The organism is Amycolatopsis methanolica 239 (assembly GCF_000739085.1).
Lineage (GTDB): Bacteria > Actinomycetota > Actinomycetes > Mycobacteriales > Pseudonocardiaceae > Amycolatopsis_E > Amycolatopsis_E methanolica.
Genome location: NZ_CP009110.1, coordinates 664,894 through 690,084 on the forward strand (window position 1 = coordinate 664,894; position 25,191 = coordinate 690,084).

Here is a 25,191-nt window from a genome sequence, read left to right on the forward strand (position 1 = left end):
GGGACGGAAGCTGTCATGGGTATTCGTAAGTACAAGCCGACGACTCCGGGCCGCCGTGGCTCGAGCGTGTCGGACTTCGCCGAGATCACCCGGTCCGAGCCGGAGAAGTCGCTGCTGCGCCCGCTGAGCAAGTCGGGCGGCCGCAACTCCTCGGGCAAGATCACCACCCGGCACAAGGGTGGCGGCCACAAGCGGGCCTACCGGGTCATCGACTTCCGGCGCAACGACAAGGACGGCATCCCGGCCAAGGTCGCGCACATCGAGTACGACCCCAACCGGACCGCCCGCATCGCGCTGCTGCACTACGCGGACGGCGAGAAGCGCTACATCATCGCGCCGGACAAGCTCAAGCAGGGCGACACGGTGGAAGCCGGCCCGCGCGCCGACATCAAGCCGGGCAACAACCTGCCGCTGCGCAACATCCCGGTCGGCACCGTGGTGCACGCGATCGAGCTCCGCCCCGGTGGCGGCGCGAAGATCGCCCGCTCCGCAGGCGCCCGCGTGCAGCTGGTCGCCAAGGACGGCCCGTACGCCCAGCTGCGGATGCCCTCGGGTGAAATCCGCAACGTGGACGTGCGCAACCGCGCCACCGTCGGCGAGGTCGGCAACTCCGAGCACCAGAACATCAACTGGGGCAAGGCGGGCCGCAACCGCTGGCGGGGCAAGCGCCCGACCGTCCGTGGTGTCGTCATGAACCCGGTCGACCACCCGCACGGTGGTGGTGAGGGCAAGACCTCGGGTGGTCGCCACCCGGTCAACCCGAACGGCAAGCCGGAGGGCCGCACCCGCCGCCGCAAGCCGTCCGACGCACTGATCGTCCGCCGCCGGCGTACCGGCAAGAAGCGCTGAGCAGGGAGGTAAGACAACATGCCGCGTAGCCTGAAGAAGGGCCCGTTCGTGGACGACCACCTGCTCAAGAAGGTGGACGCGCTCAACGAGTCGGGCAAGAAGACCGTGATCAAGACCTGGTCCCGCCGGTCCACGATCATCCCGGACATGCTGGGTCACACCATCGCGGTGCACGACGGCCGCAAGCACGTGCCGGTGTTCGTCAGCGAGGCCATGGTCGGCCACAAGCTTGGCGAGTTCGCTCCGACGCGGACCTTCAAGGGTCACGTCAAGGATGACCGGAAGTCGCGCCGCCGCTGAGCGGGCACACGAGAGTTAGGGAAAGCAAGCGATGACAGCCCCAGAAACCGCTCCGGCCCAGGTGGCCGTGGCGCGGGCTCGCTTCGTCCGGGACTCGCCGACGAAGGTGCGCCGGGTGATCGAGCTGATCAAGGGTCTTAGCGCCGCCGAAGCCCTCGCCGTGCTCCGGTTCTCGCCGTACGCGGCGAGCCAGCCGGTGGCGAAGGTGCTCGCCAGCGCCGTGGCCAACGCCGAGAACAACCTCAACCTGGACCCGGACACGCTGTTCGTGAAGAACGCGTACGCCGACGAGGGCCCGACCCTCAAGCGCATCCAGCCGCGCGCCCAGGGCCGTGCGTACCGGATCCGGAAGCGGACCAGCCACATCACGGTCGAGGTGGAGTCGCGTCCGGAAGCGAAGAAGAGCGGTAAGAAGAAGGCAGGTGGCCGCTAGTGGGCCAGAAGATCAACCCGCACGGCTTCCGGCTGGGGATCACCACCGACTGGAAGTCGCGCTGGTACGCCGACAAGCAGTACGCGGAGTACGTGGCCGAGGACGTCAAGATCCGCAAGCTGCTGTCCACGGGCATGGAGCGCGCCGGCATCTCCAAGGTCGAGATCGAGCGCACCCGTGACCGCGTGCGCGTCGACATCCACACCGCGCGTCCGGGCATCGTGATCGGCCGCCGTGGCGCGGAGGCCGACCGGATCCGCGGCTCGCTGGAGAAGCTGACCGGCAAGCAGGTCCAGCTGAACATCCTTGAGGTCAAGAACCCCGAGGCCGACGCGCAGCTGGTCGCCCAGAGCGTCGCCGAGCAGCTGTCCAACCGCGTGGCGTTCCGCCGCGCGATGCGCAAGGCGATCCAGACGACCATGCGCTCGTCGCAGGTCAAGGGCATCCGCGTGCAGTGCAGCGGCCGCCTCGGCGGTGCCGAGATGTCGCGGTCGGAGCACTACCGCGACGGCCGGGTCCCGCTGCACACGCTGCGTGCGGACATCGACTACGGCTTCTTCGAGGCCCGCACCACCTTCGGCCGCATCGGCGTGAAGGTGTGGATCTACAAGGGTGACCTGGTCGGCGGCCTGAAGGCCAAGGCCGAGCGGGACGCCGCGGCCGCCAACGAGCGTCCGCGCCGGGAGCGTCCGTCGCGCCCGCGCCGTTCCGGCGCCCAGGGCACGACGCCGACCTCGACCGAAGCCGGCCGCGCCGCTGCCGCCGCGAAGGCCGACACGGATGTCGCGACCAGCGAGGCGCCCGCGCAGGGTTCGCCGGACGCGGCCGAGAAGACGGAGGGCTGAGGCGTGCTCGTCCCACGCAAGGTCAAGCACCGCAAGCAGCACTCGCCGAAGCGCGCCGGTGCCGCCAAGGGCGGCACGAAGGTCACCTTCGGTGAGTACGGCATCCAGGCGCTTGAGCACCACTACGTGACCAACCGGCAGATCGAGTCCGCTCGTATCGCCATCACCCGGCACATCAAGCGTGGCGGCAAGGTCTGGATCAACATCTTCCCGGACCGCCCGCTCACCAAGAAGCCGGCCGAAACCCGCATGGGTTCCGGTAAGGGTTCGCCCGAGTGGTGGGTCGCCAACGTGAAGCCGGGCCGCGTCATGTTCGAGCTGAGCTTCCCGAACGAGGCCCAGGCTCGCGAGGCGCTGCGCCGCGCGATCCACAAGCTCCCCATGAAGTGCCGCATCGTGACCCGTGAAGGTGGTGAGTTCTGATGGCGCAGGCAGGTGTCGCCGCCGCAGAGCTGCGTGAGCTCACCAACGAGGAGCTCGTGCTGCGCCTGAAGGAAGCGAAGGAGGAGCTGTTCAACCTCCGCTTCCAGATGGCCACCGGGCAGCTGGACAACAACCGCCGCCTCCGCACCGTCCGTGCCGACATCGCTCGGATCTACACGGTGATGCGGGAGCGCGAGCTCGGCCTGTCCGTTTCCCCCGACGCCGAGAATGAAGAAGGTGCTGCCTGATGAGTGAGCAGACCCCAGAGCTCGCGACCTCGGAGCAGAGCACTGTGTTCTCTGGATCCGGTCGCAACTACCGCAAGGTCCGTGAGGGCTACGTCGTCTCGGACAAGATGGACAAGACGATCGTGGTCGAGCTCGAGGACCGCAAGAAGCACCGCCGCTACGGCAAGGTTCTCCGCTCCACCAGCAAGGTGAAGGCGCACGACGAGGAGAACACCGCCGGCATCGGTGACCGCGTGATCCTCATGGAGACCCGCCCGACCTCGGCCACCAAGCGGTGGCGGCTCGTGCGGATCGTGGAGAAGGCCAAGTAATCGGAGGCCCATTTCGGGCCTCCTCCGTTCCGCCAGGCTCGCCGGAAGGTGAGAACCGGCGCGACATACAGGAGTTGACGTGATCCAGCAGGAGTCGCGGCTGCGAGTCGCCGACAACACGGGTGCCAAGGAGATCCTCTGCATCCGCGTGCTCGGTGGCTCGGGACGGCGCTACGCGGGTATCGGCGACATCATCGTCGCCACCGTCAAGGACGCCATCCCGGCTGCCGGGGTGAAGAAGGGTGACGTGGTCAAGGCCGTCGTCGTCCGCACGACGAAGGAGCGGCGTCGCCCGGACGGCTCCTACATCAAGTTCGACGAGAACGCCGCCGTGCTCATCAAGAACGACAACGAGCCGCGCGGCACCCGCATCTTCGGCCCGGTCGGCCGTGAGCTGCGTGACCGCAAGTTCATGAAGATCATCTCGCTGGCGCCGGAGGTGCTCTGATGAAGGTGAAGAAGGGCGACACGGTCGTCGTCATCGCCGGCAAGGACAAGGGCGCCAAGGGCAAGGTCATCAAGGCCTACCCGGAGCGCCAGCGGGTGCTGGTCGAGGGCGTGAACCGGATCAAGAAGCACACCCGGATCTCCCAGACCCAGCGCGGCGCGCAGTCCGGCGGCATCGTGACGCAGGAGGCCCCGATCCACGTGTCGAACGTGATGGTCGTGGACTCCGACGGCAAGCCGACCCGCGTGGGCTACCGCATCGGCGAGGACGGCAAGAAGGTTCGCATCTCGCGCCGGACCGGTAAGGACATCTGATGACGACCGCAGAGAAGATCGTGCCGCGGTTGAAGACGCGGTACCGCGAAGAGATCAAGGGCGAGCTCCGCAGCGAGTTCGGCTACGAGAACGTCCACCAGATCCCGGGCGTGGTCAAGGTCGTCGTCAACATGGGTGTCGGCGACGCCGCGCGGGACAGCAAGCTGATCGACGGTGCGATCCGCGACCTCGCGGCCATCACCGGTCAGAAGCCCGAGGTGCGCCGGGCGCGCAAGTCCATCGCGCAGTTCAAGCTGCGTGAGGGCCAGCCGATCGGTGCGCGCGTGACGCTGCGCGGCGACCGCATGTGGGAGTTCCTGGACCGGCTGCTGACGATCGCGCTGCCGCGTATCCGCGACTTCCGCGGGCTGTCGGCCAAGCAGTTCGACGGCAACGGCAACTACACCTTCGGTCTCAACGAGCAGTCCATGTTCCACGAGATCGACCCCGACTCCATCGACCGCCCCCGCGGCATGGACGTCACCGTTGTCACCACCGCTACCACCGACGACGAGGGCCGCGCGCTGCTCCGCAAGCTCGGCTTCCCGTTCAAGGAGAACTGATGGCCAAGAAGGCTCTGATCGCCAAGGCGGCCCGCAAGCCGAAGTTCAAGGTGCGTGCCTACACGCGCTGCAACAAGTGCGGCCGGCCCCACTCGGTGTTCCGCAAGTTCGGACTGTGCCGGGTTTGCCTGCGCGAGATGGCGCACGCGGGCGAACTCCCCGGTGTGTCCAAGTCCAGCTGGTAGGAACGACAGAAGCTCCCACTTCGCCACAGGCCCTCTGACTAGGGGGAACCAGGCGAGAAAGGTTGAAGGTCACCATGACGATGACCGACCCCATCGCAGACTTCCTGACACGTCTGCGGAACGCCAACTCGGCGTACCACGACGAGGTCGTGGTGCCGCACTCGAAGCTCAAGGCGAACATCGCCGAGATCCTGAAGCGCGAGGGTTACATCTCGGGCTACCGGGACGAGCCGGGTGAGAAGCACAAGAACCTCATCGTGGAACTGAAGTACGGCCGCAACCGCGAGCGCAGCATCGCCGGTCTGCGCCGCGTGTCCAAGCCGGGTCTGCGGGTGTACGCCAAGTCGACCGAGCTGCCGAGCGTGCTGGGCGGGCTGGGTATCGCGATCATCTCGACGTCGGGCGGCCTTCAGACCGACCGGCAGGCCAAGCGCAACGGTGTGGGCGGGGAAGTCCTCGCCTACGTCTGGTAACGGAAGGGAGAGCAGGCATGTCGCGCATCGGTAAGCAGCCGATCACCGTCCCTTCCGGGGTCGAGGTGACCATCGACGGCCAGAACATTTCGGTGAAGGGGCCCAAGGGCACCCTTTCGCACACTGTCGCCGAGCCGATCACGGTCGAGCGTGGTGAGGACGGCGCGCTGCTGGTCAAGCGCCCGGACGACGAGCGGGAGAGCCGTGCGCTGCACGGTCTGACCCGCACGCTGGTCAACAACCTGGTCGTGGGTGTGACCGAGGGTTACGAGAAGAAGCTCGAGATCCACGGTGTCGGTTACCGCGTCCAGGCCAAGGGCAGCAACCTCGAGTTCGCCCTCGGCTACAGCCACCCCGTGCTGATCGAGGCGCCGGAAGGCATCACCTTCAAGGTCGAGACCCCGACCCGGTTCTCCGTGTCCGGCATCGACAAGCAGAAGGTCGGCCAGATCGCCGCGGTGATCCGCCGGCTCCGCCGTCCGGACCCGTACAAGGGCAAGGGGCTGCGCTACGAGGGTGAGCGCATCCGTCGCAAGGTCGGAAAGACGGGTAAGTGATCATGAGCGAAACGGCAACGAAGAAGCGGAAGCCGGTCGGCAAGGACATCTCGACCCGGCGCCGCGTCGCGAAGGCGCGCCGTCACTTCCGGCTTCGCAAGAAGGTCGGCGGGACCGCTCAGCGGCCCCGGCTGGTCATCCACCGGTCCTCTCGGCACATCACGGTCCAGGTGATCGACGACGTGGCAGGCCACACGGTCGCCTCGGCGTCGAGCCTCGAGGCCGACGTGCGTGCGCTCGAGGGCGACAAGAAGGCCAAGGCCGCCAAGGTCGGCGAGCTCGTGGCCGCCCGCGCCAAGGGTGCGGGCATCTCCAGCGTCGTGTTCGACCGCGGTGGCAACCGCTACCACGGCCGCATCGCCGCGCTGGCCGACGCCGCTCGCGAGGCGGGGTTGGAGTTCTGAGAACCATGCACATGCTCGCGAATGGAAGGAAAGCCTGATGCCGGGACGTACACGGCAGGGCGGTGGACAGGGCGGTCCGGGCGGCAACGACCGCGACCGTCGTGACCGCCGCGATCGCCGCGACGGTGGCCGTGGCGGGGCCGGCCAGGAGAAGACCCCGCACCTCGAGCGCGTCGTCGCGATCAACCGCGTCGCCAAGGTCGTGAAGGGTGGTCGTCGCTTCAGCTTCACCGCCCTGGTGGTCGTCGGTGACGGCGACGGTCAGGTCGGCGTCGGCTACGGCAAGGCCAAGGAAGTTCCCGCGGCCATCGCCAAGGGCGTCGAGGAAGCGAAGAAGAACTTCTTCCGCGTTCCCCGGATCGCCGGCACGATCCCGCACCCGGTCCAGGGTGAGGAGGCCGCTGGTGTGGTCCTGCTCCGCCCGGCCAGCGCCGGTACCGGTGTCATCGCCGGTGGCCCGGTGCGTGCCGTGCTGGAGTGCGCGGGGGTGCACGACGTGCTGTCGAAGTCGCTCGGCTCGGACAACGCGATCAACATCGTGCACGCCACCGTGGCGGCCCTGAAGGGCCTCCAGCGTCCGGAGGAGGTGGCGGCCCGTCGCGGTCTGCCGCTCGAGGACGTCGCGCCGGCCCGGATGCTGCGTCAGCGTGCGGGACAGGGGGTCTGACATGGCTCAGCTCAAGGTGACCCAGGTCAAGAGCAAGATCGGCACCAAGCACAACCACCGGGAGTCCCTGCGGACCCTCGGGCTGCGCAAGATCCGGCAGTCCGTGGTGCGCGAGGACACCCCGGAGGTCCGCGGTCTGATCCACACCGTCCGCCACCTCGTGACTGTTGAGGAGGTCCAGGCATGACGGCCATCAAGATCCACCACCTGCGCCCCGCCCCGGGCGCCAAGCGCGACAAGATCCGCGTCGGTCGTGGTGAGGGTTCGAAGGGCAAGACCGCCGGTCGCGGTACGAAGGGCACCAAGGCCCGGAAGAACGTGCCCGCCGGTTTCGAGGGTGGGCAGATGCCCATCCACATGCGGCTGCCGAAGCTGCGTGGCTTCAAGAACCGCTTCCGCACCGAGTACCAGCCGGTGAACGTCGGCGACATCGCCCGGGTCTTCCCGGACGGTGGCGACGTCACCAAGGAACAGCTGGTCGAGCGCGGTCTGGTTCGCAAGAACGAGCTCGTCAAGGTCCTCGGCAACGGCGACCTGAACGGCGTTAAGCTGAACGTCACCGCCGACAAGTTCTCCTCGTCCGCGAAGGAGAAGCTCGAGGCGGCCGGCGGTTCGGCCACTGAGCTCTGATCCTTTACAGGCAACGGCCCGTCGGTCTTCGGACCGGCGGGCCGTTTCTGTTTGGCCCGTCCGGCCGCACGGCGCTGCTCCAGGGGGATGACCTGCGCCGATCGTGACGCTCTCGTGACGGCTGTGCTCGCGTCGCGGTGTCACCATCGGACGATGTCGTTCCCGGCGGCACCACCCCCCATGGGCTACGCGCCCGTGCCCCATCGGCCCTCCGGGTGGCAGGGGAAGCGGGTCGCAGGCGCCGTACTGGCTCTGCTCGCCGCGGCGGCCGCCCTCACCGGAGCGTTCCTACCGCTGTTCGTCGGCGAGCTGCGATTCAACGGCGAGACCCAGCTGAAGCTGACGGTGACCGGGTGGGACCTCAGCGCGGAAGCGGCCGGCCCCGGTATCCCGACGTCGACGGCCGGGGAGCCCGTCCGCAACGGCTGGGCCCTGGCCGGAGCGGGGTTGCTGCTGCTCATCGCGGCCATGATCGGCTTTGCCGCCGCCCGTCGCGCGTCGTCGCCCGGCGGGAAGTTCGCCGCCGCACTGGCGGGCGGTATCGGCGCAGGCTTCCTCGCCGCGACCACGCTGTCGATCGTTCTCCAGGCCATCAGCCTGCACGAAAGCTTCCGCCCGGCCGGCATCGCCGAGGGCAACGACGGCGTCACCACCGCGGACAGCTTGGGCGTCGGATTCTGGCTCGTCGCGGGCGCGACGGTGCTGGCGATCGTGGCCGCGGCGCTGGCCGCCGGCCGAGGGAAACGCGCGCCCGCCCCACCACCTCCGACGTACGACTACGATCCGGTGACCCCGCGCTACGGATTCCCCGCGCAGCAGCCTCTCCCGCGCCCACAGCCACCCGCCGACGGCGGCGACGCGCTCAACCCCCACCGCGACCAGCCCGGCTCGTGACCGCCGGCTGGGCGGGCGTGGCGGGTGGGAAGTGGGGCGCGCGGCATGCGCCGTGGCGCACAAGGAGTTCCGCGTCACCTACCCGCACCGCCGTGCTCAACCCGCTGCGCGAGGAACCGGCCAGGCGGTCACCGTGGCTGTCTTCGCCGGTCCGCCGTACGTCACTCCGTCGGGTACGACCACTCCCAGCCTTCGCCCTTGATCTCGGGGCTGTTCTGGATCAGCGTGCCGTTCGCTTCCGGGACGACCAGCGCGACCGCGCCGGTGAGCTCCTGGTTCCGCTGGTACGGCACCGGCAGCGGTCCGCTCCCCGGCTCGGTGGATCGGCACAGCGAGGCGCTCGCCGGCGTGGTTCCGCCGTTCGCCCCGGGTTCGGCGAACCTGTACTGAAACGCCTCGGGAATCAGCTCGGCGGCGTTCTTGTCCGGGCCGGTGTTGGCCCGCACGTGCAGCAGGAGAACGTGCTTCGTGCCCGTCGAGCCGTTGCACGGCGGGTCGATCTCGATCTTCTCGATGGTCCAGGTCGCGGGTTGGCTGCCATCGGCCTTGGCGCTCAGCTCGGCCGTGCCACCGAGTCGCGGCTTGGTGTAGCCGTTCGTTTCGCTCCGACCGCTGGTGGACGCGGACGGGGGAGCCGTCGGCTGCGAGGTGGCGCACGGTCTTCCCCCTTGTCCGGGTGGTGTTCGCTGCGGCCAGCTTGTTGTACCGGAAATTTCCGTCGCCCTACCCGAGAACGACGAACGCCGTCGGGTGGCAGTTGTTGTTCGGAGGATCCGGCCCCCGCCAACCGAACCCGGGCTCCGGCTCATAACACGGCCTACCTCACAACCCTCCAACGCCCGGCTGTTAGAGTCGGGCGACGCGCTTCGGGGACCGACATGCCCCGGAGCGCTGCTGGCTTGCCAGCGACATGGTGTTCCTGCCGGCCAGCGTGCCGGCCAAGCCGATCGCCGGTGATACCCACCGGCGACGCCGAGGAGGTCCCCCGCGTGCTCAGCGCCTTTCGCTCGGCTCTCGCCACGCCGGACCTGCGCAAGAAGATCCTGTTCACGCTGTTGATCGTGGCCGTGTACCGGATCGGTGCGGTCACTCCGGCGCCCGGGGTCTCCTATCCCAATGTGCAGGCATGCCAGGCCGGTGCCGACCAGTCCGGCATCTACTCCCTGCTGAACCTGTTCAGCGGCGGGGCGCTCCTGCAGCTGTCGATCTTCTCGACCGGCATCATGCCGTACATCACGGCCAGCATCATCATCCAGCTGCTCACCGTCGTCATCCCGCGGTTCGAGGAGCTGAAGAAGGAAGGCCAGGCCGGCCAGGGCAAGCTGACGCAGTACACCCGGTACCTGACGATCGCGCTGGCGATCCTGCAGGCCACCGGTGTGGTGGCGCTCGCCGACCGCGGCCAGCTGTTCCCGGACTGCGCGCAGTCGATCATCCCGGACAACAGCATCTTCTCGCTGGCGCTGATCGTCATCACGATGACGGCGGGCACCGCGGTCATGATGTGGCTGGGCGAGCTCATCACCGAGCGCGGCGTCGGCAACGGCATGTCGGTCCTGATCTTCCTGAACATCGCCGCCCGCATCCCGGCCGAGGGCATGAACATCCTCAGCAACCAGGGCGGTCTCGTCTTCGCGCTGGTGTGCATCTTCGGCCTGGTGATCATCGCCAGCGTCATCTTCGTCGAGCAGGGCCAGCGCCGGATCCCGGTGCAGTACGCCAAGCGGATGATCGGTCGCCGGATGTACGGCGGCACGTCGACCTACCTGCCGATCAAGGTGAACCAGGCCGGTGTCATCCCGGTCATCTTCGCTTCGTCGCTGCTGTACCTGCCGGACCTGATCAGCCGTCTGTTCGGCGACCCGACCAGCGGCTCCGGCTGGCAGGCGTTCCTGCAGACCTACGTGGTCAACCAGTCCAGCTGGGTGCACATCCTGCTGTACTTCGCGCTGATCATCTTCTTCACGTACTTCTACATCACCATCACGTTCAACGTGGATGAGCGCGCGGAGGAGATGAAGAAGTTCGGCGGCTTCATCCCGGGCATCCGCCCCGGCAGGCCGACCGCCGAGTACCTGAGCTTCGTGCTGGGCCGGATCACCTTCCCCGGCTCGCTCTACCTCGGCATCATCGCGATCCTCCCGAACTTCTTCCTGTCCATCACGCAGGAGGGCAACAACCAGAACTTCCCGTTCGGCGGCACTGCCGTGCTGATCATGGTCGGCGTCGGCCTCGACACGGTGAAGCAGATCGAAAGCCAGCTGATGCAGCGGAATTACGAAGGGTTCTTGCGATGACGCGCCTGGTTCTTGTCGGCCCGCCCGGAGCAGGAAAGGGAACTCAGGCGGTAGCGCTGTCGCAGCGGCTCTCCATCCCACACATCTCCACGGGCGACCTCTTCCGCGCGCACGTGGCGGAGCAGACGCCGCTGGGCGAGGAGGCGAAGCGCTACCTCGACTCGGGCGAGCTGGTGCCGGACAGCGTCACCAACGAGATGGTCCGCGAGCGCCTGGCCGAGTCCGACACCAAGGCCGGTTTCCTGCTGGACGGGTTCCCCCGCAACACCAAGCAGGCCGAGGTCCTCGGCGAGATGCTGGCCGAGTCGGACAGCGCGCTCGACGCGGTCATCCAGCTCGACGTGCCGGAGGACGTCCTGGTCGAGCGCCTGCTTGGCCGCGGCCGCACGGACGACACCGAAGAGGTCATCCGCCGCAGGCAGCAGGTCTACCAGTCGGAGACCGCCCCGCTGCTGGACTACTACCGCGACATCCTGGTCAAGGTGGACGGCGTCGGCGAGGTCGACGAGGTCTCCTCGCGGATCGTGAACGCACTCGACGCGCGCGCGTGAACCTGGTGCCTTCCGTGCTCCGCCGCCACCGCGGCATCGAGATCAAGACGCCCGGGGAGCTGGACGCGATGCGGGCCGCCGGGATCGTGGTGGCCCGCACCCTCGCGGCTGTCGCCGAGGCCGCCAAGCCCGGCGTCAGCACCGGCGACCTGGACGAGATCGCCGAGCAGACCATCCGAGCGGCCGGCGCCGTGCCCTCGTTCAAGGGCTACCACGGCTTCCCGGCCTCGATCTGCGCGTCGGTGAACGAGCAGGTCGTCCACGGCATCCCGGCGAAGACCACCGTGCTGGCCGACGGCGACCTGCTGTCCGTGGACTGCGGCGCCATCCTCGATGGCTGGCACGGCGACTCCGCCGTCACCCTGGCCATCGGCTCGGTTTCGGCCGCTGACCAGGCGCTGTCGGCCGCCACCCGCGCCGCGATGCTCGCCGGCATCGAGGCCGCGGTGCCCGGCGCCCGGCTGACCGACATCTCGCACGCCGTGCAGTCCTCGGCCGAGACGTCGTCGGCGGCCGATGGCACCGAGTACGGCCAGATCGTCGAGTACGGCGGGCACGGCATCGGCACCGAGATGCACATGGAGCCGTTCCTGCCCAACGTCGGCAAGCCCGGCAAGGGGCCGAAGCTCAAGCCCGGCATGGCGCTGGCCATCGAGCCGATGCTGACCGGCGGCAGCGCCGAGACCGTCGAGCTCGAGGACGGCTGGACCGTGGTGACCGCGGACGGCTCGCGCGCGGCCCACTGGGAGCACACCGTCGCCGTCACCGAGGACGGCCCCCGCGTCCTGACCCTGCCCGAAGGCGCCTGACCTGCGGTTTCCCCGCTTCGGGTGCGACTTGGGGTATCGTCGGAGTGGCGTTGCCTACCACACATCACCCCGCCTCGCGAGGTGCGACACAGGCTGCGTACACTATCTAGTCGGCGTACTCATCACGCCGGTTCCAACGCGCTCGTCAATGCTCGGGTCCTTGGGGTCGGTGCGGCGTGTCCGCCGAACGCAAGAGTTGCCAATTCGCTGCTCTACCAAGTCACGAAACGCGGAGGACATGGCTAAGAAAGACGGGGCCATCGAGGTCGAAGGTCGGGTCATCGAGCCACTCCCCAACGCGATGTTCCGAGTCGAGTTGGAGAACGGTCACAAGGTCCTGGCGCACATCAGCGGCAAGATGCGGCAGCACTACATCCGCATCCTCCCGGAGGACCGGGTTGTCGTCGAGCTGTCGCCGTACGACCTGTCTCGTGGGCGGATCGTCTACCGCTACAAGTGACGCGGTGAGCAACGCATAAGGAAGCAGGAGACGTGAAGGTCCAGCCGAGCGTCAAGAAGATCTGCGACAAGTGCAAGGTGATCCGCCGCCACGGCCGGATCATGGTGATCTGCGAGAACCTGCGGCACAAGCAGCGGCAGGGCTGATCACCGCCTGCACCACGCAGAGCGGACGGACAGCTGTATGACCTCCCCGCACCTGCCGGGCCACACGGCCCGGCCGACCCCCGGACTCCAGGCCGGGGCCGGGACACCGGACACGTAAGTGCTCCGGACGACATGCGAGTCGGTCCCGGAACCGGGCGGGGAGCACACCTGGAGCGACGAACAGCAGAAGGAGCATCAAGCGCCATGGCACGACTCGCCGGCGTAGACCTCCCCCGCGAGAAGCGGTTGGAGATCGCGCTGACCTACATCTACGGCATCGGTCGTACGCGCTCGAAGGAGCTCATCGCGGCCACGTCGCTGAACCCGGACACCCGGGTCCGCGACCTGACCGACGACGACCTCGTCAAGCTGCGCGACCACATCGAAGAGAACTTCAAGGTCGAGGGTGACCTCCGCCGCGAGGTGCAGGCCGACATCCGTCGCAAGATCGAGATCGGCTGCTACGAGGGCCTGCGGTGGCGCCGCGGTCTGCCCGTCCGCGGTCAGCGGACCAAGACCAACGCCCGCACCCGCAAGGGTCCGAAGAAGACGGTCGCCGGCAAGAAGAAGGCTGGCAAGAAGTGAGCGTCCAGGGCAAGAAGGTCGTGCGGATCGGCGCCGGGCAGGTGCGCCGCCGCAACAATTCGTGCGTTTCGCCGAAGGCCCTGTATGCCCGCCCGATGGCGCTTCGCCAGCTCTACACCGACGCCGGGTCGCTGATCCGGCGTGGCCAGCAGGAGGCCCGCGAGGCCGCCGCTGCCGCCGCACAGACCGAGAACTCGCGCTAGGCAGGAGAAACCACCCAACATGCCACCCAAGGCTCGCGCCGGGGCCAAGAAGGTCCGGCGGAAGGAAAAGAAGAACGTGGCCCACGGCCACGCTCACATCAAGAGCACCTTCAACAACACCATCGTGTCGATCACCGACCCGAACGGTGCGGTTATCTCGTGGGCCTCCTCCGGCCACGTCGGTTTCAAGGGCTCCCGCAAGTCCACCCCGTTCGCCGCGCAGATGGCGGCCGAGAACGCGGCCCGCAAGGCCGCCGAGCACGGGATGAAGAAGGTCGACGTGTTCGTCAAGGGCCCGGGCTCCGGCCGGGAGACGGCGATCCGCTCGCTGCAGGCCGCCGGTCTCGAGGTCGGCACCATCCAGGACGTGACCCCGCAGCCTCACAACGGCTGCCGCCCGCCCAAGCGGCGCCGGGTCTGAGGAACGGGGAGGAGTAACAACAGATGGCTCGCTACACCGGCCCCGCGACTCGCATCTCGCGGCGCCTCAAGGTTGACCTCGTCGGCGGCGACCAGGCTTTCGAGCGCCGCCCGTACCCGCCCGGCCAGCACGGCCGCGGCCGGGTCAAGGAGTCCGAGTACCTGCTCCAGCTGCAGGAGAAGCAGAAGGCTCGCTACACGTACGGCGTCCTCGAGCGGCAGTTCAGCCGCTACTACAAGGAGGCCGCGCGGCGCCCCGGCAAGACCGGTGAGAACCTGCTGCAGATCCTCGAGTCCCGCCTGGACAACGTCGTGTACCGCGCCGGCCTGGCCCGTACCCGCCGTCAGGCGCGTCAGCTGGTGGCGCACGGTCACTTCACCGTCAACGGCGTGAAGGTGACGATCCCCAGCTACCAGGTCGAGAAGTTCGACATCATCGACGTGCGGCCGAAGTCGCTCCAGATGCTGCCCTTCGTGGCCGCCAAGGAGTCGTTCGGCGATCGGCCGATCCCCGGCTGGCTGCAGGTCGTGCCGTCCAACCTGCGCATCCTGGTGCACCAGCTGCCCGAGCGGGCGCAGATCGACGTTCCGGTCCAGGAACAGCTGATCGTCGAGTACTACTCGAAGTGATCGGCCGCGGCGGCGCGCACCCGCGCGTCGCCGCTCCGCCATCCCTTTCGGCGTCATATGGCGGGCGCCGGCAGGAAAGGAAGAGAAGAAAGTGCTGATTTCCCAGCGACCGGCCCTCGGCGAAGAGCCGATCAACGAGACCCGGTCCCGGTTCACCATCGAGCCGCTGGAGCCCGGCTTCGGGTATACGCTCGGCAACTCGCTGCGGCGCACGCTGCTGTCGTCCATCCCGGGCGCGGCGGTCACCAGCATCCGCATCGACGGTGTGCTGCACGAGTTCACCACCGTCCCCGGGGTGAAGGAAGACGTCACCGACATCATCCTGAACCTCAAGGAACTGGTCGTCTCGTCCGAGGAGGACGAGCCCGTCACCATGTACCTGCGCAAGCAGGGCCCGGGTGAGGTCACCGCGGCCGACATCGTTCCGCCGGCCGGTGTCACCGTGCACAACCAGGATCTGCACATCGCCTCGCTGAACGGCAAGGGCAAGCTGGAGATCGAACTGGTCGTCGAGCGCGGCCGCGGTTACGTGCCCGCTCAGCAGAACAAGCAGGCTGGTGCCGAGATCGGCCGGATCCCGGTCGACTCGATCTACTCGCCGGTGCTGAAGGTCACGTACAAGGTCGAGGCGACCCGTGTCGAGCAGCGCACCGACTTCGACAAGCTGATCCTGGACGTCGAGACCAAGCCGTCGATCACCCCGCGCGACGCGGTCGCGTCGGCCGGCAAGACGCTGGTCGAGCTGTTCGGCCTGGCCCGGGAGCTCAACGTCGACGCCGAGGGCATCGAGATCGGCCCGTCGCCGCAGGAGGCGGACACCATCGCCGCCTACGCGATGCCGATCGAGGACCTGGACCTCACGGTCCGGTCGTACAACTGCCTCAAGCGCGAGGGCATCCACACGGTCGGCGAACTGGTCTCGCGCAGCGAGGCCGACCTGCTCGACATCCGCAACTTCGGCGCGAAGTCGATCGACGAGGTCAAGATGAAGCTCGTCGGCCTCGGCCTGTCGCTGAAGGACAGCCCGCCCGGGTTCGACCCGACCGCGGCTGCTGCCTCCTACGAGGGCGGCGAGAGCTGGTCCGCCGAGGGTGTCGGCGGTCTGTCGGACAACGGCCACGACGACGGCCAGGACTACGCAGAGACGGAGCAGCTGTAAGGACGGCGGCCCGCCTCGCCGAGTGATTCGTGCGGGGCGGGCGCCGGCCTGAAAGCGGCCGGATTTACGAGGAGAAGCAATGCCCACCCCCACGAAGGGCCCCCGTCTCGGTGGATCCGCGGCCCACGAGCGGCTGATGATGGCGAACCTCGCCACGTCGCTGTTCGAGCACGGCAAGATCACCACGACCGAGGCCAAGGCCCGCCGGATGCGGCCACTCGCCGAGAAGCTGATCACCAAGGCGAAGCGCGGCGACCTGCACAACCGGCGTCAGATCCAGCGCGTGATCCGCGACAAGGACGTGGTTCACAAGCTGCTCGCCGAGATCGGCCCGTTCTTCGCGGACCGCAACGGCGGCTACACCCGGATCACCAAGACGCTGCCGCGCAAGGGCGACAACGCCCCGATGGCGGTCATCGAGCTGGTGTCCGAGAAGACCGTCACCTCGGAGGCTGAGAAGGCGCGGAAGACCAAGTTCGCGAAGGACGAGGCCGCCGCTCCCGCCGCGACCGAGGCCGAGGAGACCAAGGCCGAGGCCGCCGAGGCGGCCGACCAGGACGCTGAGGCGCCCGAGTCGGCCACCGCCGAGGCGACCGCCGAGCCGGCCGAGGGTGCCGCTGACGCGGATGCCGACGCTGAGTCGTCGAAGAAGGACGAGTCCTGACGGCTGAGTTCGGTCCAGGCAACGAGCCCGCTGCTCCCTCCGGGGAGGGCGGGCTCGTTCGTCTGCGCCTGGACGTCAGCTACGACGGCACGCAGTTCTCGGGGTGGGCCCGCCAGCCCGGCCGCCGGACGGTCCAGGGCTTGCTGGAGGAGGCGCTGGCGAAGCAGCCGCCCGGGGCCGCGGTGCCGAAGTCGGTCGTGGTGGCCGGCCGCACGGACGCCGGTGTGCACGCGACCGGGCAGGTCGTGCACGTGGACGTGGTGCCGTTGTCGGAGCCACGCGGCCGCCTGACGCTGGACGAGCACGGAATTCTCGATCTGGAGCGCATGCGGCACCGCTGGAACCGGTTCCTGCCGGGCGACGTGCGAGTGCTGGACGCGCGGGTCGCGCCGGAGGGTTTCGACGCCCGGTTCTCCGCGATCCGCAGGCATTATCGTTATCGGGTCTCGGACGCGCCGTGGGGCGTTGATCCACTGCGCCGGTTCGACACCCTGGCCTGGGGCCGCCCCCTGTCTCTGACGGCGATGAACGAGGCTTCCGAGGCACTGTTGGGCCTGCGGGACTTCGCGGCGTTCTGCAAGCAGCGCGAGGGCGGCACCACGATCCGCGAACTGCAGCGGTTCACGTGGCGCCGGATCGATTCGCACGTCGTCGAGGCCGAGGTCTCGGCTGACGCGTTCTGCCACTCGATGGTGCGCAGCCTGGTCGGCGCGATGCTCCTGGTGGGCGACGGCCGTCGCCCGACCGAGTGGCCGGCTGAGCTGCTGCGCGGGGGAGTGCGGGACAGCGCCGTAGCCCCCGCACACGGCCTGACGTTGATCGGCGTGGACTACCCGGCCGACGAGGAGCTGGCCGCACGGGCCGAACAGACCCGCAACATGCGAGCAGCCTCCGAGGCGAGCTAGTTATCCACAATCCACAGCGGTTATCCACAGGCTGGCGACGGTGGCTGGCCGCACGGCAGACCGCAAGCCAGCGACGGAAGAAGACCGACGAACAAGCAGGCCTTCCCCCACCGCGCAACCGCAAGCCGGCAACGAAAAGCAGGCGACTACGCCTCCCCCGCTCCCGATCCACAGCGGGTCTTTGGTCGCCGATCAGCGGGGTCAAGGTACTCTTTCCCGCCTTGACGCCGCTGCTCGGCGACTGAAACACAATCAGGCATCGGGGGCGGGGGTGGTCGAAGGTGACCTTTCCAGCGCCGTGAGGCGCAGTTTCCGCGCGACAGCGCGGCTTTAAAGATCAAAAGAGTCCTCGCCGGACGGGCAGGCTCCGGGATGACAGAAAAGCACTTCGTCTCACCTCGAGTGGGTGGCTGGCGGGTCATCCCGTCGCCTTCCGGTTTGTGCATATGGCGCCGGTGTCAGGCGACGGGATGACCACCCAGCTCGGGTTTTGTTCACAGATCAAGGACGTCGTCAGTCGCCGCGGCGGACTGGGCCCAGTAGTGCCTGTTCTTTCGGTGTGGTGACCAGGCGGAGGGGGCGCCAGAGGTTCTGACCCAGTGCCACCACCTGGTCGTCCTTCAGCGTGGTCAGCTGCCGCACCATCTGCGGTGGCAGGCGCCAGATCCGGGCCGCCAGCTCGGCCTGTCCGGCGGGCAGCCGCTGCATCAGCACGACGTCCGCGGCGTTCGCGATCGTCGTCGCCTGGGGGTGCAGGTACGGCAGCACGTAGACCGTCGTGTGCCAGGGCGATCGGGGCGGGAACAGGTCCTGCGGTGTCGGCCCGCCGTCGGTGACCACCAGCAGCGGCGCGTCTTCCGACGGGCGCGGCAGCTCGACCGGCGACAGCCGCCGGATGGTCACCAGCGGCGACGGTCGCCCGTTCGGCTGGTTGCCTGCCGCCTTCGGCAGCACCTGCCAGGCGGCCGGCCGTCCGGTCGCGATCGTCACCCACGCGCCGACCGCCATCGCCCGCAGCGCCACCTGCCGCGCCAGGTACAGGCCACCCACCAGCACGATCCGGGTGGGGGTGGCCCGCAGGGCGGAGATCGTCAGCGGCTCGCCCTTGAGGCCCGAGCCGACGACGATGCCGCCGCGGTCACCGGACGGGCTGATCGCGTCCAGCAGCACCGGGTCGACCACGAACTCGGGCGCGACGCCCGTGTTCCGGCCCGGGTCACGAAGCCGCAGGCTCATGCGGTGCCTCCCATCGGCATGGTCGCGGCGAGCCCGTCGATCTGCAGGCCGCGCAGCGGGGTCAGCGACACACCGACGCGTTCAGCGAGCGTGTTGAGCCGCTCGTCGGCGGCGTCCAGCTCACGCGGGTTGCGCGCGCTCAGCCGCACCACGCCGCGCAGGCCGACCTTGCCCTCGTCGTCCGCGGGCGAGATGGACATCGCCACGGTCGACGACAGCGTGCGCACGCTGGTCAGCGCGTTCAGCGTGGTCGTGATCTTGCCCTTGGGCCAGCTGGTCACGGCGTAGCTGGCGTGACCGACGCCCGCCGCGGTCGCGCTGGTCCAGTTCTCCTTCAGGCTCACCTTCGCGCCGCCACCGACGGCCGCGGTCAGCTCGGCGGCCGAGATCCCGGCCCGCAGCAGCTCGTCCGGGCTCAGGGGCCGGGTCGGCACGCCCTGCGACTCCAGTGCGTTGCGGACACGGGACAGCGCGCCGATGAGGGCGCGGTGCGCGCCGACGACACCGCCGCCGCGCTCGCGGACCGCGTCCGGGCAACGACGCGGGTCGAGCCGGATCGCCACCCACGTCGTGCGTCGCGCGGCGGCCGGCAGCGGTCCGAGGACCTCCAGGTAGGACGTCAGCGCGGGCGAGTCCGCGGGCAGCGCCGCGCTGCCCGGGTAGCAGTGCCAGATCATCTGGATGGAGTCCAGGACGACGCCGCGGTCCTCCAGGCACGGCGCCAGCGCCGACAGCGGCAGGCTCGGCGCGCCCCCGGCCTGCGTGATCAGCGCGGGGGTGGGCTCGACGAGCAGGACCGCGGTCCACGTGCCGTCGTGCCAGGCGAGCCCGACCTCCTGCAGCTCGTGGTCCTTGCCGTGCGCGACCACCAGGTCCGGCACGACGAGCCGCAGCAGGCTGACGCGCACGTCCTCCGGGCCGGTAACGGACACGTCGCCCGTCGCGATGGCCTGGGCGTCGGGTTTCGGCGGCGTCGACACCCGGTCGTGGCTGCGGAACGAGTAGCGCATCGTAAGTCCAGCCCATTGGGTGAACCACTGACCGCGCCAGCGCAGGAGCGCGATGATCAGCGCGGCGGCGAGGACGCCGATGCCGACGTAGAGCAGCGACTCGTTGATCGCGATGAGGATCAGCCCGATCGCGAGGCCGATCTCGAGCACCACCAGGTTGGTCACCGGGATCGGGCCGAGGCGGGTGTTCAGGACGCGGCGGCGAGCTGGGGGAGCGACCGGCGCGGGACGTTCGGGGGGCGGCTGCGCCGGCGGCGGACCACCCGGGCCACCAGGCCCGCCCGGACCACCGGGTCCACCAGGGCCGCGACCACCTGGGCCGCCAGGCCCACCGGGGCCTCCGGGACCCTGCGGGCCGCGCGGTCCGGCGGGTCCTCCCGGCCCGCCCGGAACGCCGCCACGCGGTGGCGGGCCCGGCGGGCGGCCCCTCGGCGGCGGTGAACCCGGGGGCCCACCCGGACGTGGCGGAGTGGTGACGGACATCCGCTCGTTCTTCCCCTCGTACCTACAGCGATCCCGGCAAGCCGGTCGGCCGGGAACCCGACCCTAGCCGGAGTTGGGAGAAACCCACACCGGCGGAGATCCCGTACCGCTATCCTGCGGAACCGTACCGCGACTCGGGGAGCAGTAGGTCGAGAATGCCGTCAACACCGACAACGAAATCGCAAGTTCACGCTTACCAGTTCGTGCTGCGCCGCATGCAGTCCGCGCTGGTGCGGCGTGACTCGGTCATGCTCCACGATCCGATGCGGACCCACGGCAGAGCGACGATCGTCGGGTTCATCCTGGCGTTACTCGGTGTCGTCGGCTTCGTGATCTTCGGGTTGATCAGCCCGAAACCGGCCGTGCCGGACTCGGGAAACATCGTGATCGGCAAGGAGTCCGGCGCGATCTACGTCGTCACCGGCAACCCGAAGCAACTGGTCCCGACCTTCAACCTGGCCTCGGCGCGGCTGTTGCTGATGTCGCAGCAGGGGCAGGGCGGCACCGCGGCGGCAAGCGCGGTGGAGCCGTCGGTGGTCCCGGACGACCAGCTCAAGGACATCCCGCGCGGGCGACTGACGGGCATTGTGGACGGTCCGCAGCTGCTGCCGACCACGTCACAGCGGGTGTCCGACGACTGGGCGGTGTGCGACCAGCTGACCATCCGGTCGGACCTGCCGAACCAGCTGGCGCTGCAGCAGGCGACGAACGCTACGACGGTGCTCGCCGGCGTGCCCGACCCGGGACGTGAGCTGGGCGACAACGAAGCTGTGCTGGCCGTCGGCGACAACGACAAGCCGTACCTGATCTACCGCCTGGAGCGTAACCCGAACCAGCCGAACGCGAACACCGTGCGGGCCGAGCTGGACCCGGCACGCGCCGGTGTCTACACGGCACTGGGCCTGAACCCGCAGAACGCGCGCCGCATCTCCATCGGCCTGCTGAACGCCATCCCGCAGGTGACGCCGTTCACGCCGCCGACCATCCCCGGCAAGGGCAGCGCGACGCAGTTCCAGGCGCTGGACCTGGCGGGCCTCAACGTGGGTGACGTGTTCGCGGTCTCGTTCTCGGACGGCACGCGGAGCAGCTACGTGGTCCTGCAGAACGGGATCCAGCGCGTGTCGCCCGCAGTCGCGGACCTGATCCGCTTCTCGGGTAGCTCGACCGCCGCGCCGCGCCCGCAGGAACTGTCGCCGAACACGATCACGTCGATCCGCCAGATCCAGTCCGGCGACAGCGACGCGCTCAAGGTCGACACGATGCCGAACACCATTCCCACCGTGCTGGACCCGACGCAGACCCCGGTGACCTGCCTCGGGTGGAACGTGGTGAACCCCGGCGACCCGACGACCGAGGACCAGCACACGGCCGTCTACGTCGGCACGCAGCTCCCCGTCCCCGCCGACGCGAAGCTGATCCAGATCGGACAGCCGAGCCCGGACGGCTTGAAGATCGACAACTTCTACATGCCCCCCGGCCGGGGAGCGGTCATCCGATCGGCGACGTCGAAACAGTCCTTCGCGACGGGCCCCATCTCGCTGGTGACCGACCGGGGCCTGCGGTACGGCGTCCCCGACGCGAATACCGCCAACGCACTGGGCCTGACCGACCCACGACCGGCGCCGGACGCCATCGTGCGCCTCCTGCCCACCGGAGCGTCCCTGAACGTGCAGGACGCCCAGCGGAGCTACGACTCCGTGCCGGTTTCGCCGAACGCTGGAAGCTTCCCGTCGCAGCAGCAACAGGTATCCGGAAACACCGGAACATCAGGCAACTAGTCCACAAAAGACAGCGGCCCTCCAAAATGCGGAGGGCCGCTGTCTTTTTAGGTCCGCCACAAACCGCAAGCGGGCAACGAAAAGCAGGCGACTACGCCAACCAGACCTCCCCCGCTCCCGATCCACAGCGGGCCTTTGGTCGCCGATCAGCGGGGTCAAGGTACTCTTTCCCGCCTTGACCCCGCTGCTCGGCGACTGAAACACAATCAGGCATCGGGGGCGGGGGTGGTCGAAGGTGACCTTTCCAGCGCCGTGAGGCGCAGTTTCCGCGCGACAGCGCGGCTTTAAAGATCAAAAGAGTCCTCGCCGGACGGGCAGGCTCCGGGATGACCAAGGGGTGCCTCGTCTCACCTTGGGTGGGTGGCTGGGTGTTGTTCAAAGATTGCGCTCAGCGTGTGCGGCGGATGGTCCTCATCACGAACATGACGACCAGCAGGACCACCAGGCCTCCGCCGGTGCCGGCCAGCGCCACGATCATCGGCGTCCAGTTCTTCGGCGACGCGTCCGGCAGTCCGGACGGCAGCTGCCGCCCCGACTGCGCGGCCAGGCCCTCCTCGGCGGGCACGATCGCGGTCAGCGCCGCCACCGGGTTGACCACGCCGAAACCGGTGAAGTTGTCACGTCCGCCCTGCGCGCCGGGGTGCTGCGCGGTCACCCGGATGCGGTTCATGATCTGCCGCGCGTTCAGGTTCGGGTACTGCGCCGCCACCAGCGCCGCGACTCCGGCCACGTACGGCGCCGCGAAGCTCGTCCCCTGGATGGGCGTCGCCTTGTCGTTCTCGATCGTCTGGTTCGCCAGCTGCGACGAGCCCTTCGACGGGTCCAGCGAGATGATGTTCGTGCCCGGCGCGGCCACGCTCACCCACGGCCCGTGCACGCTGAACGGCGCCACCCCGCCGGTCTCGTCGATCGCCGCCACCGACAGCACGTCGTCGGAGAACCACGGGGGCGTCACGATCGACCGGGGCTTGTTCGGGTCGGCCTGGTCATTCTGCGGGCACGTCTCGGAGGTGTTGCCCGCCGCGGCGACGACCACTACGTTCCGGTCCACGGCGTACCGCACCGCGGCCTGGATCGCCCGCTCGCCGTCGGTGATCGAGCCGTCCGCGGGGCGGCAGTTGTCCACCGACATGTTGATCACGTCGACGTTCAGGTTCACGGCGCGCACGATCGCCTGCGCCAGCGACAGCGTGGTGCCCGCGCCGTTCGCGTCGTTCTGCTGCCGTCCACCGGTCTGCTGGCCGCTGGTGCCGCCCGCGGAGTCCGGTTTGGAGTAGTTTTGACTGGACTGCCGGATCGACACGATCGTCGAATCGGGCGCGACGCCGGTGAACCCGATCTGGTCCTGCGGCGTCTGCGCGGCGATGATCCCGGCCACCTCGGTGCCGTGACCGTCGCAGTCGTTCAGGCCGTTGTCACCGGCCGAAACGTAGTCACCGCCGCCCTCCAGCCGCGGCAGGTACGGGTGCCGGGTCACGCCGGTGTCGATCACCGCGACCCGGATGCCGCCCCCTGCCGAACCAGTCTTGGCGCGGGCGAGCTGCTGGGCCTCCTCGATCTGGAGGTACTGCTGGCCCCACGGCTTCTCCCGCAGCACCACCTCCTTCTGCCCGAGGTCACGCGTCACGCAGGCGTTCTTCTGCTGGTAGTCGAAGCTGTTGTGGCCGCCGTTGTCGCCCGGCAGGTAGCTGGCGACGAACGGCGGCGGCACCGCCCAGTACCCGTCGGAGCCGGTGCCGCCCGTCTGCGCCTGGGCCGTCCCGGTCGCCAGGACGCCGATCGACGCCGCCAGCAGGACGGTCGCCGTCCGGCCGGGCGCACCGAGTCTCCGCACGCGAGTTCCCCCTCGATTCATGCTCAGCCGAACGAGATGTGCCGCAGCGTGGCGTACAGGTCCATGACGGCCAGCGCGAGCGGCAGCACGGTGGCGATGCAGATCGCCTCGAAGATCTCGACGGTGCGGCGCAGCGGCGGCGAGAACCGCTGGTTGGGGAACACGACGCCGACGACCAGCGAACCGGCGCCGATGATCACCAGCACCCCGAACACCCACAGCAGGCGGCCCATCGGGGTCTGCGTGCCGAGCCAGCCGAGCAGGATGCCGGCGCCGGACACGATGCCCGTGGTCAGCAGCGCGACGGCCTGGCTGCCGTTGGCGTAGGAGCGGGCGCGCAGCAGCAGCACCATGGTCGCGACGGCGGCGGTGAGGATGCCCCACACGCCGGGAGCGGTCGCGGTGATGATCGCGGCGATCGCGGTCGCGCTGCCGCACCCGATCAGCAGGCCGGTCATGTAGTTGTGGGCGACGGCCGTGCGGCGCTCGATCTCGGTGTAGTCCGGGAACGTGGTGTCCTCTTTGAGCTCCTCCGCGGTGCCCGGCACGTGCGGCAGCGGCAGCTTGGCCAGCCAGATCGTCGCGCGCGGCAGCAGCGAGATCAGCGCGAGTGCGCCTGCCGCGGTGCCGGCGGCGATGCCGGCCGCCGGGTGCGCGATCAGGGTCGCGATGGTGAACGCGACCACCCCGATCACACCGGCCGTGGCGGCGGCGATGAACGTCGTGATGCCCGCGCCCATGATCATGATCGCGACCGCGGCCAGGATCACCACGAGCCCGCTGGCCAGCAGCAGGTTGGCCCGCACGGTCAGGCCGGGCACGGCGTAGAAACCGGCGACGAACGCGAACGGCAGCCCGCCCGCGGCGGCGATCACCACCCCGGTCGCCTCGGCCTGGTACGCCTTGGCCAGCGTCGCGCCGACCGCGAGGCACGCGATCGCGGCGACACCCGCGGTGAGCGCGGCGGCCAGGCCGTTCCCGCCGAACAGCGGGCCGCCGAAGAACAGGGCCACGGCCGCGGTGAACAGCGCCAGGCCGCCGGCGATGTGCCCGATGCGCCGCGCGGTCTCCTTGGTCCACGGCCGGAAGGTGTCCGGCTGGGCGTCGGCGATCGCGTCGACCACGTCGTCGTACAGCGGCGGCGGCGGGTTGTCGTTGCGCTTGCGCAGCTGCAGCAGGTCGCCGTCGACGATGCCGAGCGAGGCGAGCGTCCGGCTCGGGTCGAGCGGTGCGTCGCCCAGCTTGGCCAGCGCCCAGCCGCCGTGGCGGGCGCCGCCGTCCGGCGAGGTCTCCCTGGCCATGTCGAGCAGCATCGGCATCAGGTCGGCGACCGCGACGTCGGCGGGCAGCGCCACGTCGATCCTGGTCCGGGGCGCGACCACCGTCACCCTGCTGAATACCGTCGTGCCCGTTGCCACTTGCCTGCCCCCTACCCGAGAGAATGCTGCGGGCTACTTATACCGAACGACCGTGTCCG

General features: G+C 69.1%; 37 protein-coding genes. 31 read left to right on the top strand and 6 right to left on the bottom strand.

Features of this window, described 5'->3' with window-relative positions:
* The first annotated feature begins 15 nt into the window (after nucleotides 1-15).
* The 18 genes from rplB (at nucleotide 16) to AMETH_RS03355 (ending at nucleotide 8,544) form a co-directional block, all read left to right on the top strand.
* Nucleotides 16-849, top strand: a complete 834-nt coding sequence (rplB, locus tag AMETH_RS03270; protein ID WP_026153757.1) for a 50S ribosomal protein L2 — start codon at nucleotides 16-18, stop codon at nucleotides 847-849.
* A gap of 18 nt (nucleotides 850-867) precedes the next feature.
* Entirely contained in the window at nucleotides 868-1,149 is a 282-nt protein-coding gene (rpsS, locus tag AMETH_RS03275; RefSeq protein ID WP_017986609.1) for a 30S ribosomal protein S19, read from the top strand.
* Nucleotides 1,150-1,180: 31 nt separating this feature from the next.
* Nucleotides 1,181-1,582 carry a 50S ribosomal protein L22 gene (gene rplV, locus AMETH_RS03280; protein ID WP_026153758.1) on the top strand — a complete coding sequence of 134 codons (402 nt, stop codon included), beginning with the start codon at nucleotides 1,181-1,183 and terminating at the stop codon, nucleotides 1,580-1,582.
* A complete protein-coding gene (gene rpsC, locus AMETH_RS03285; RefSeq protein WP_017986611.1) occupies nucleotides 1,582-2,427 on the top strand; it encodes a 30S ribosomal protein S3 in 846 nt (281 codons plus the stop codon). The genes rplV and rpsC overlap by 1 nt, the downstream gene beginning before the upstream one ends.
* Nucleotides 2,428-2,430: 3 nt before the next feature.
* Entirely contained in the window at nucleotides 2,431-2,850 is a 420-nt protein-coding gene (rplP, locus tag AMETH_RS03290; protein ID WP_017986612.1) for a 50S ribosomal protein L16, read from the top strand.
* Nucleotides 2,850-3,098, top strand: coding sequence for a 50S ribosomal protein L29 (rpmC, locus tag AMETH_RS03295; protein WP_017986613.1), 249 nt, complete (start codon nucleotides 2,850-2,852; stop codon nucleotides 3,096-3,098). Before rplP ends, rpmC begins: the two co-directional genes overlap by 1 nt.
* Complete coding sequence (gene rpsQ, locus AMETH_RS03300; RefSeq protein WP_017986614.1) at nucleotides 3,098-3,409, top strand: 30S ribosomal protein S17; 312 nt, start codon at nucleotides 3,098-3,100, stop codon at nucleotides 3,407-3,409. The genes rpmC and rpsQ overlap by 1 nt, the downstream gene beginning before the upstream one ends.
* A 79-nt stretch (nucleotides 3,410-3,488) precedes the next feature.
* On the top strand, nucleotides 3,489-3,857 hold the full coding sequence (rplN, locus tag AMETH_RS03305) for a 50S ribosomal protein L14 (RefSeq protein WP_017986615.1): 369 nt from the start codon (nucleotides 3,489-3,491) through the stop codon (nucleotides 3,855-3,857).
* The gene (gene rplX / locus AMETH_RS03310; RefSeq protein WP_017986616.1) at nucleotides 3,857-4,171 is read left to right on the top strand and encodes a 50S ribosomal protein L24; all 315 of its coding nucleotides are present in this window, start codon (nucleotides 3,857-3,859) and stop codon (nucleotides 4,169-4,171) included. Before rplN ends, rplX begins: the two co-directional genes overlap by 1 nt.
* Nucleotides 4,171-4,734, top strand: a complete 564-nt coding sequence (gene rplE, locus AMETH_RS03315) for a 50S ribosomal protein L5 (RefSeq protein ID WP_017986617.1) — start codon at nucleotides 4,171-4,173, stop codon at nucleotides 4,732-4,734. Before rplX ends, rplE begins: the two co-directional genes overlap by 1 nt.
* Entirely contained in the window at nucleotides 4,734-4,919 is a 186-nt protein-coding gene (locus AMETH_RS03320) for a type Z 30S ribosomal protein S14 (protein ID WP_017986618.1), read from the top strand. The genes rplE and AMETH_RS03320 overlap by 1 nt, the downstream gene beginning before the upstream one ends.
* Nucleotides 4,920-4,993: 74 nt before the next feature.
* Complete coding sequence (rpsH, locus tag AMETH_RS03325; RefSeq protein WP_020417564.1) at nucleotides 4,994-5,392, top strand: 30S ribosomal protein S8; 399 nt, start codon at nucleotides 4,994-4,996, stop codon at nucleotides 5,390-5,392.
* Nucleotides 5,393-5,409: 17 nt separating this feature from the next.
* Nucleotides 5,410-5,949 (top strand): 50S ribosomal protein L6, encoded by a 540-nt coding sequence (rplF, locus tag AMETH_RS03330; protein WP_017986620.1) that lies wholly within the window; start codon nucleotides 5,410-5,412, stop codon nucleotides 5,947-5,949.
* Nucleotides 5,950-5,951: 2 nt separating this feature from the next.
* The gene (rplR, locus tag AMETH_RS03335) at nucleotides 5,952-6,353 is read left to right on the top strand and encodes a 50S ribosomal protein L18 (protein WP_027932626.1); all 402 of its coding nucleotides are present in this window, start codon (nucleotides 5,952-5,954) and stop codon (nucleotides 6,351-6,353) included.
* Between the two features lie 37 nt (nucleotides 6,354-6,390).
* A complete protein-coding gene (gene rpsE / locus AMETH_RS03340; RefSeq protein WP_017986622.1) occupies nucleotides 6,391-7,020 on the top strand; it encodes a 30S ribosomal protein S5 in 630 nt (209 codons plus the stop codon).
* A 1-nt stretch (nucleotide 7,021) separates the two neighbouring features.
* Nucleotides 7,022-7,207, top strand: a complete 186-nt coding sequence (gene rpmD, locus AMETH_RS03345) for a 50S ribosomal protein L30 (RefSeq protein ID WP_017986623.1) — start codon at nucleotides 7,022-7,024, stop codon at nucleotides 7,205-7,207.
* Nucleotides 7,204-7,650, top strand: a complete 447-nt coding sequence (gene rplO, locus AMETH_RS03350; protein ID WP_017986624.1) for a 50S ribosomal protein L15 — start codon at nucleotides 7,204-7,206, stop codon at nucleotides 7,648-7,650. Before rpmD ends, rplO begins: the two co-directional genes overlap by 4 nt.
* Nucleotides 7,651-7,803: 153 nt before the next feature.
* Nucleotides 7,804-8,544: a hypothetical protein gene (locus AMETH_RS03355; RefSeq protein ID WP_156131598.1), complete on the top strand. Its 741-nt coding sequence runs from the start codon at nucleotides 7,804-7,806 to the stop codon at nucleotides 8,542-8,544.
* Nucleotides 8,545-8,705: 161 nt separating this feature from the next.
* Here the strand turns inward: AMETH_RS03355 and AMETH_RS03360 are convergent, their stop codons facing one another.
* Complete coding sequence (locus tag AMETH_RS03360; protein ID WP_017986626.1) at nucleotides 8,706-8,990, bottom strand: hypothetical protein; 285 nt, start codon at nucleotides 8,988-8,990, stop codon at nucleotides 8,706-8,708.
* Between the two features lie 543 nt (nucleotides 8,991-9,533).
* On the opposite strand from AMETH_RS03360, the gene secY reads away from it, so the two are divergent.
* The 12 genes from secY to truA all read left to right on the top strand — a co-directional run bounded on the left by secY (nucleotide 9,534) and on the right by truA (nucleotide 17,373).
* Nucleotides 9,534-10,841 (top strand): preprotein translocase subunit SecY, encoded by a 1,308-nt coding sequence (gene secY, locus AMETH_RS03365; protein WP_026153761.1) that lies wholly within the window; start codon nucleotides 9,534-9,536, stop codon nucleotides 10,839-10,841.
* Nucleotides 10,838-11,392 (top strand): adenylate kinase, encoded by a 555-nt coding sequence (locus AMETH_RS03370; RefSeq protein ID WP_026153762.1) that lies wholly within the window; start codon nucleotides 10,838-10,840, stop codon nucleotides 11,390-11,392. Before secY ends, AMETH_RS03370 begins: the two co-directional genes overlap by 4 nt.
* A complete protein-coding gene (gene map, locus AMETH_RS03375; protein WP_017986630.1) occupies nucleotides 11,389-12,201 on the top strand; it encodes a type I methionyl aminopeptidase in 813 nt (270 codons plus the stop codon). The genes AMETH_RS03370 and map overlap by 4 nt, the downstream gene beginning before the upstream one ends.
* Before the next feature lie 238 nt (nucleotides 12,202-12,439).
* The gene (gene infA, locus AMETH_RS03380) at nucleotides 12,440-12,661 is read left to right on the top strand and encodes a translation initiation factor IF-1 (RefSeq protein ID WP_005443304.1); all 222 of its coding nucleotides are present in this window, start codon (nucleotides 12,440-12,442) and stop codon (nucleotides 12,659-12,661) included.
* Nucleotides 12,662-12,693: 32 nt separating this feature from the next.
* Nucleotides 12,694-12,807: a 50S ribosomal protein L36 gene (gene rpmJ / locus AMETH_RS03385; protein WP_004558882.1), complete on the top strand. Its 114-nt coding sequence runs from the start codon at nucleotides 12,694-12,696 to the stop codon at nucleotides 12,805-12,807.
* A 204-nt stretch (nucleotides 12,808-13,011) separates the two neighbouring features.
* Nucleotides 13,012-13,392 carry a 30S ribosomal protein S13 gene (gene rpsM, locus AMETH_RS03390; protein WP_017986631.1) on the top strand — a complete coding sequence of 127 codons (381 nt, stop codon included), beginning with the start codon at nucleotides 13,012-13,014 and terminating at the stop codon, nucleotides 13,390-13,392.
* A complete protein-coding gene (locus AMETH_RS03395; RefSeq protein WP_017986632.1) occupies nucleotides 13,389-13,595 on the top strand; it encodes a hypothetical protein in 207 nt (68 codons plus the stop codon). The genes rpsM and AMETH_RS03395 overlap by 4 nt, the downstream gene beginning before the upstream one ends.
* A gap of 19 nt (nucleotides 13,596-13,614) precedes the next feature.
* Nucleotides 13,615-14,016, top strand: a complete 402-nt coding sequence (gene rpsK / locus AMETH_RS03400; RefSeq protein WP_017986633.1) for a 30S ribosomal protein S11 — start codon at nucleotides 13,615-13,617, stop codon at nucleotides 14,014-14,016.
* Nucleotides 14,017-14,039: 23 nt separating this feature from the next.
* On the top strand, nucleotides 14,040-14,645 hold the full coding sequence (gene rpsD / locus AMETH_RS03405; protein ID WP_017986634.1) for a 30S ribosomal protein S4: 606 nt from the start codon (nucleotides 14,040-14,042) through the stop codon (nucleotides 14,643-14,645).
* 91 nt (nucleotides 14,646-14,736) lie between these two features.
* A complete protein-coding gene (locus AMETH_RS03410) occupies nucleotides 14,737-15,804 on the top strand; it encodes a DNA-directed RNA polymerase subunit alpha (protein WP_017986635.1) in 1,068 nt (355 codons plus the stop codon).
* Nucleotides 15,805-15,883: 79 nt separating this feature from the next.
* A complete protein-coding gene (rplQ, locus tag AMETH_RS03415) occupies nucleotides 15,884-16,468 on the top strand; it encodes a 50S ribosomal protein L17 (protein ID WP_017986636.1) in 585 nt (194 codons plus the stop codon).
* 68 nt (nucleotides 16,469-16,536) lie between these two features.
* Nucleotides 16,537-17,373 (top strand): tRNA pseudouridine(38-40) synthase TruA, encoded by an 837-nt coding sequence (gene truA, locus AMETH_RS03420; protein WP_209436881.1) that lies wholly within the window; start codon nucleotides 16,537-16,539, stop codon nucleotides 17,371-17,373.
* 513 nt (nucleotides 17,374-17,886) lie between these two features.
* On the opposite strand, the gene AMETH_RS03425 is transcribed toward truA, so the two are convergent.
* The 3 genes from AMETH_RS03425 to AMETH_RS37690 are packed head-to-tail and all read right to left on the bottom strand — an operon-like array spanning nucleotide 17,887 to nucleotide 20,020.
* Nucleotides 17,887-18,609 (bottom strand): hypothetical protein, encoded by a 723-nt coding sequence (locus tag AMETH_RS03425; RefSeq protein ID WP_017986638.1) that lies wholly within the window; start codon nucleotides 18,607-18,609, stop codon nucleotides 17,887-17,889.
* Nucleotides 18,606-19,784 carry a type VII secretion protein EccE gene (eccE, locus tag AMETH_RS03430; protein WP_017986639.1) on the bottom strand — a complete coding sequence of 393 codons (1,179 nt, stop codon included), beginning with the start codon at nucleotides 19,782-19,784 and terminating at the stop codon, nucleotides 18,606-18,608. The genes AMETH_RS03425 and eccE overlap by 4 nt, the downstream gene beginning before the upstream one ends.
* Before the next feature lie 23 nt (nucleotides 19,785-19,807).
* Entirely contained in the window at nucleotides 19,808-20,020 is a 213-nt protein-coding gene (locus tag AMETH_RS37690; RefSeq protein ID WP_017986640.1) for a hypothetical protein, read from the bottom strand.
* A 237-nt stretch (nucleotides 20,021-20,257) separates the two neighbouring features.
* Between AMETH_RS37690 and eccB the strand changes: the two genes are divergently transcribed.
* Nucleotides 20,258-21,880: a type VII secretion protein EccB gene (eccB, locus tag AMETH_RS03440; protein WP_026153765.1), complete on the top strand. Its 1,623-nt coding sequence runs from the start codon at nucleotides 20,258-20,260 to the stop codon at nucleotides 21,878-21,880.
* 388 nt (nucleotides 21,881-22,268) lie between these two features.
* On the opposite strand, the gene mycP is transcribed toward eccB, so the two are convergent.
* A complete protein-coding gene (mycP, locus tag AMETH_RS03445) occupies nucleotides 22,269-23,714 on the bottom strand; it encodes a type VII secretion-associated serine protease mycosin (RefSeq protein WP_017986642.1) in 1,446 nt (481 codons plus the stop codon).
* Nucleotides 23,715-23,737: 23 nt separating this feature from the next.
* The gene (gene eccD / locus AMETH_RS03450; RefSeq protein WP_017986643.1) at nucleotides 23,738-25,102 is read right to left on the bottom strand and encodes a type VII secretion integral membrane protein EccD; all 1,365 of its coding nucleotides are present in this window, start codon (nucleotides 25,100-25,102) and stop codon (nucleotides 23,738-23,740) included.
* Nucleotides 25,103-25,191 lie beyond the last annotated feature (89 nt).

Coding starts and splice junctions, on each gene's coding strand:
- rplB (WP_026153757.1), top strand. CDS start 16: ATGGGTATTCGTAAGTACAAGCCGACGACTCCGGGCCGCCGTGGCTCG.
- rpsS (WP_017986609.1), top strand. CDS start 868: ATGCCGCGTAGCCTGAAGAAGGGCCCGTTCGTGGACGACCACCTGCTC.
- rplV (WP_026153758.1), top strand. CDS start 1,181: ATGACAGCCCCAGAAACCGCTCCGGCCCAGGTGGCCGTGGCGCGGGCT.
- rpmC (WP_017986613.1), top strand. CDS start 2,850: ATGGCGCAGGCAGGTGTCGCCGCCGCAGAGCTGCGTGAGCTCACCAAC.
- rpsQ (WP_017986614.1), top strand. CDS start 3,098: ATGAGTGAGCAGACCCCAGAGCTCGCGACCTCGGAGCAGAGCACTGTG.
- rplX (WP_017986616.1), top strand. CDS start 3,857: ATGAAGGTGAAGAAGGGCGACACGGTCGTCGTCATCGCCGGCAAGGAC.
- rplE (WP_017986617.1), top strand. CDS start 4,171: ATGACGACCGCAGAGAAGATCGTGCCGCGGTTGAAGACGCGGTACCGC.
- AMETH_RS03320 (WP_017986618.1), top strand. CDS start 4,734: ATGGCCAAGAAGGCTCTGATCGCCAAGGCGGCCCGCAAGCCGAAGTTC.
- rpsH (WP_020417564.1), top strand. CDS start 4,994: ATGACGATGACCGACCCCATCGCAGACTTCCTGACACGTCTGCGGAAC.
- rplF (WP_017986620.1), top strand. CDS start 5,410: ATGTCGCGCATCGGTAAGCAGCCGATCACCGTCCCTTCCGGGGTCGAG.
- rplR (WP_027932626.1), top strand. CDS start 5,952: ATGAGCGAAACGGCAACGAAGAAGCGGAAGCCGGTCGGCAAGGACATC.
- rpsE (WP_017986622.1), top strand. CDS start 6,391: ATGCCGGGACGTACACGGCAGGGCGGTGGACAGGGCGGTCCGGGCGGC.
- rpmD (WP_017986623.1), top strand. CDS start 7,022: ATGGCTCAGCTCAAGGTGACCCAGGTCAAGAGCAAGATCGGCACCAAG.
- rplO (WP_017986624.1), top strand. CDS start 7,204: ATGACGGCCATCAAGATCCACCACCTGCGCCCCGCCCCGGGCGCCAAG.
- AMETH_RS03355 (WP_156131598.1), top strand. CDS start 7,804: ATGTCGTTCCCGGCGGCACCACCCCCCATGGGCTACGCGCCCGTGCCC.
- AMETH_RS03370 (WP_026153762.1), top strand. CDS start 10,838: ATGACGCGCCTGGTTCTTGTCGGCCCGCCCGGAGCAGGAAAGGGAACT.
- infA (WP_005443304.1), top strand. CDS start 12,440: ATGGCTAAGAAAGACGGGGCCATCGAGGTCGAAGGTCGGGTCATCGAG.
- rpsM (WP_017986631.1), top strand. CDS start 13,012: ATGGCACGACTCGCCGGCGTAGACCTCCCCCGCGAGAAGCGGTTGGAG.
- rpsK (WP_017986633.1), top strand. CDS start 13,615: ATGCCACCCAAGGCTCGCGCCGGGGCCAAGAAGGTCCGGCGGAAGGAA.
- rpsD (WP_017986634.1), top strand. CDS start 14,040: ATGGCTCGCTACACCGGCCCCGCGACTCGCATCTCGCGGCGCCTCAAG.
- rplQ (WP_017986636.1), top strand. CDS start 15,884: ATGCCCACCCCCACGAAGGGCCCCCGTCTCGGTGGATCCGCGGCCCAC.
- AMETH_RS03425 (WP_017986638.1), bottom strand. CDS start 18,609: ATGAGCCTGCGGCTTCGTGACCCGGGCCGGAACACGGGCGTCGCGCCC.
- eccB (WP_026153765.1), top strand. CDS start 20,258: ATGCCGTCAACACCGACAACGAAATCGCAAGTTCACGCTTACCAGTTC.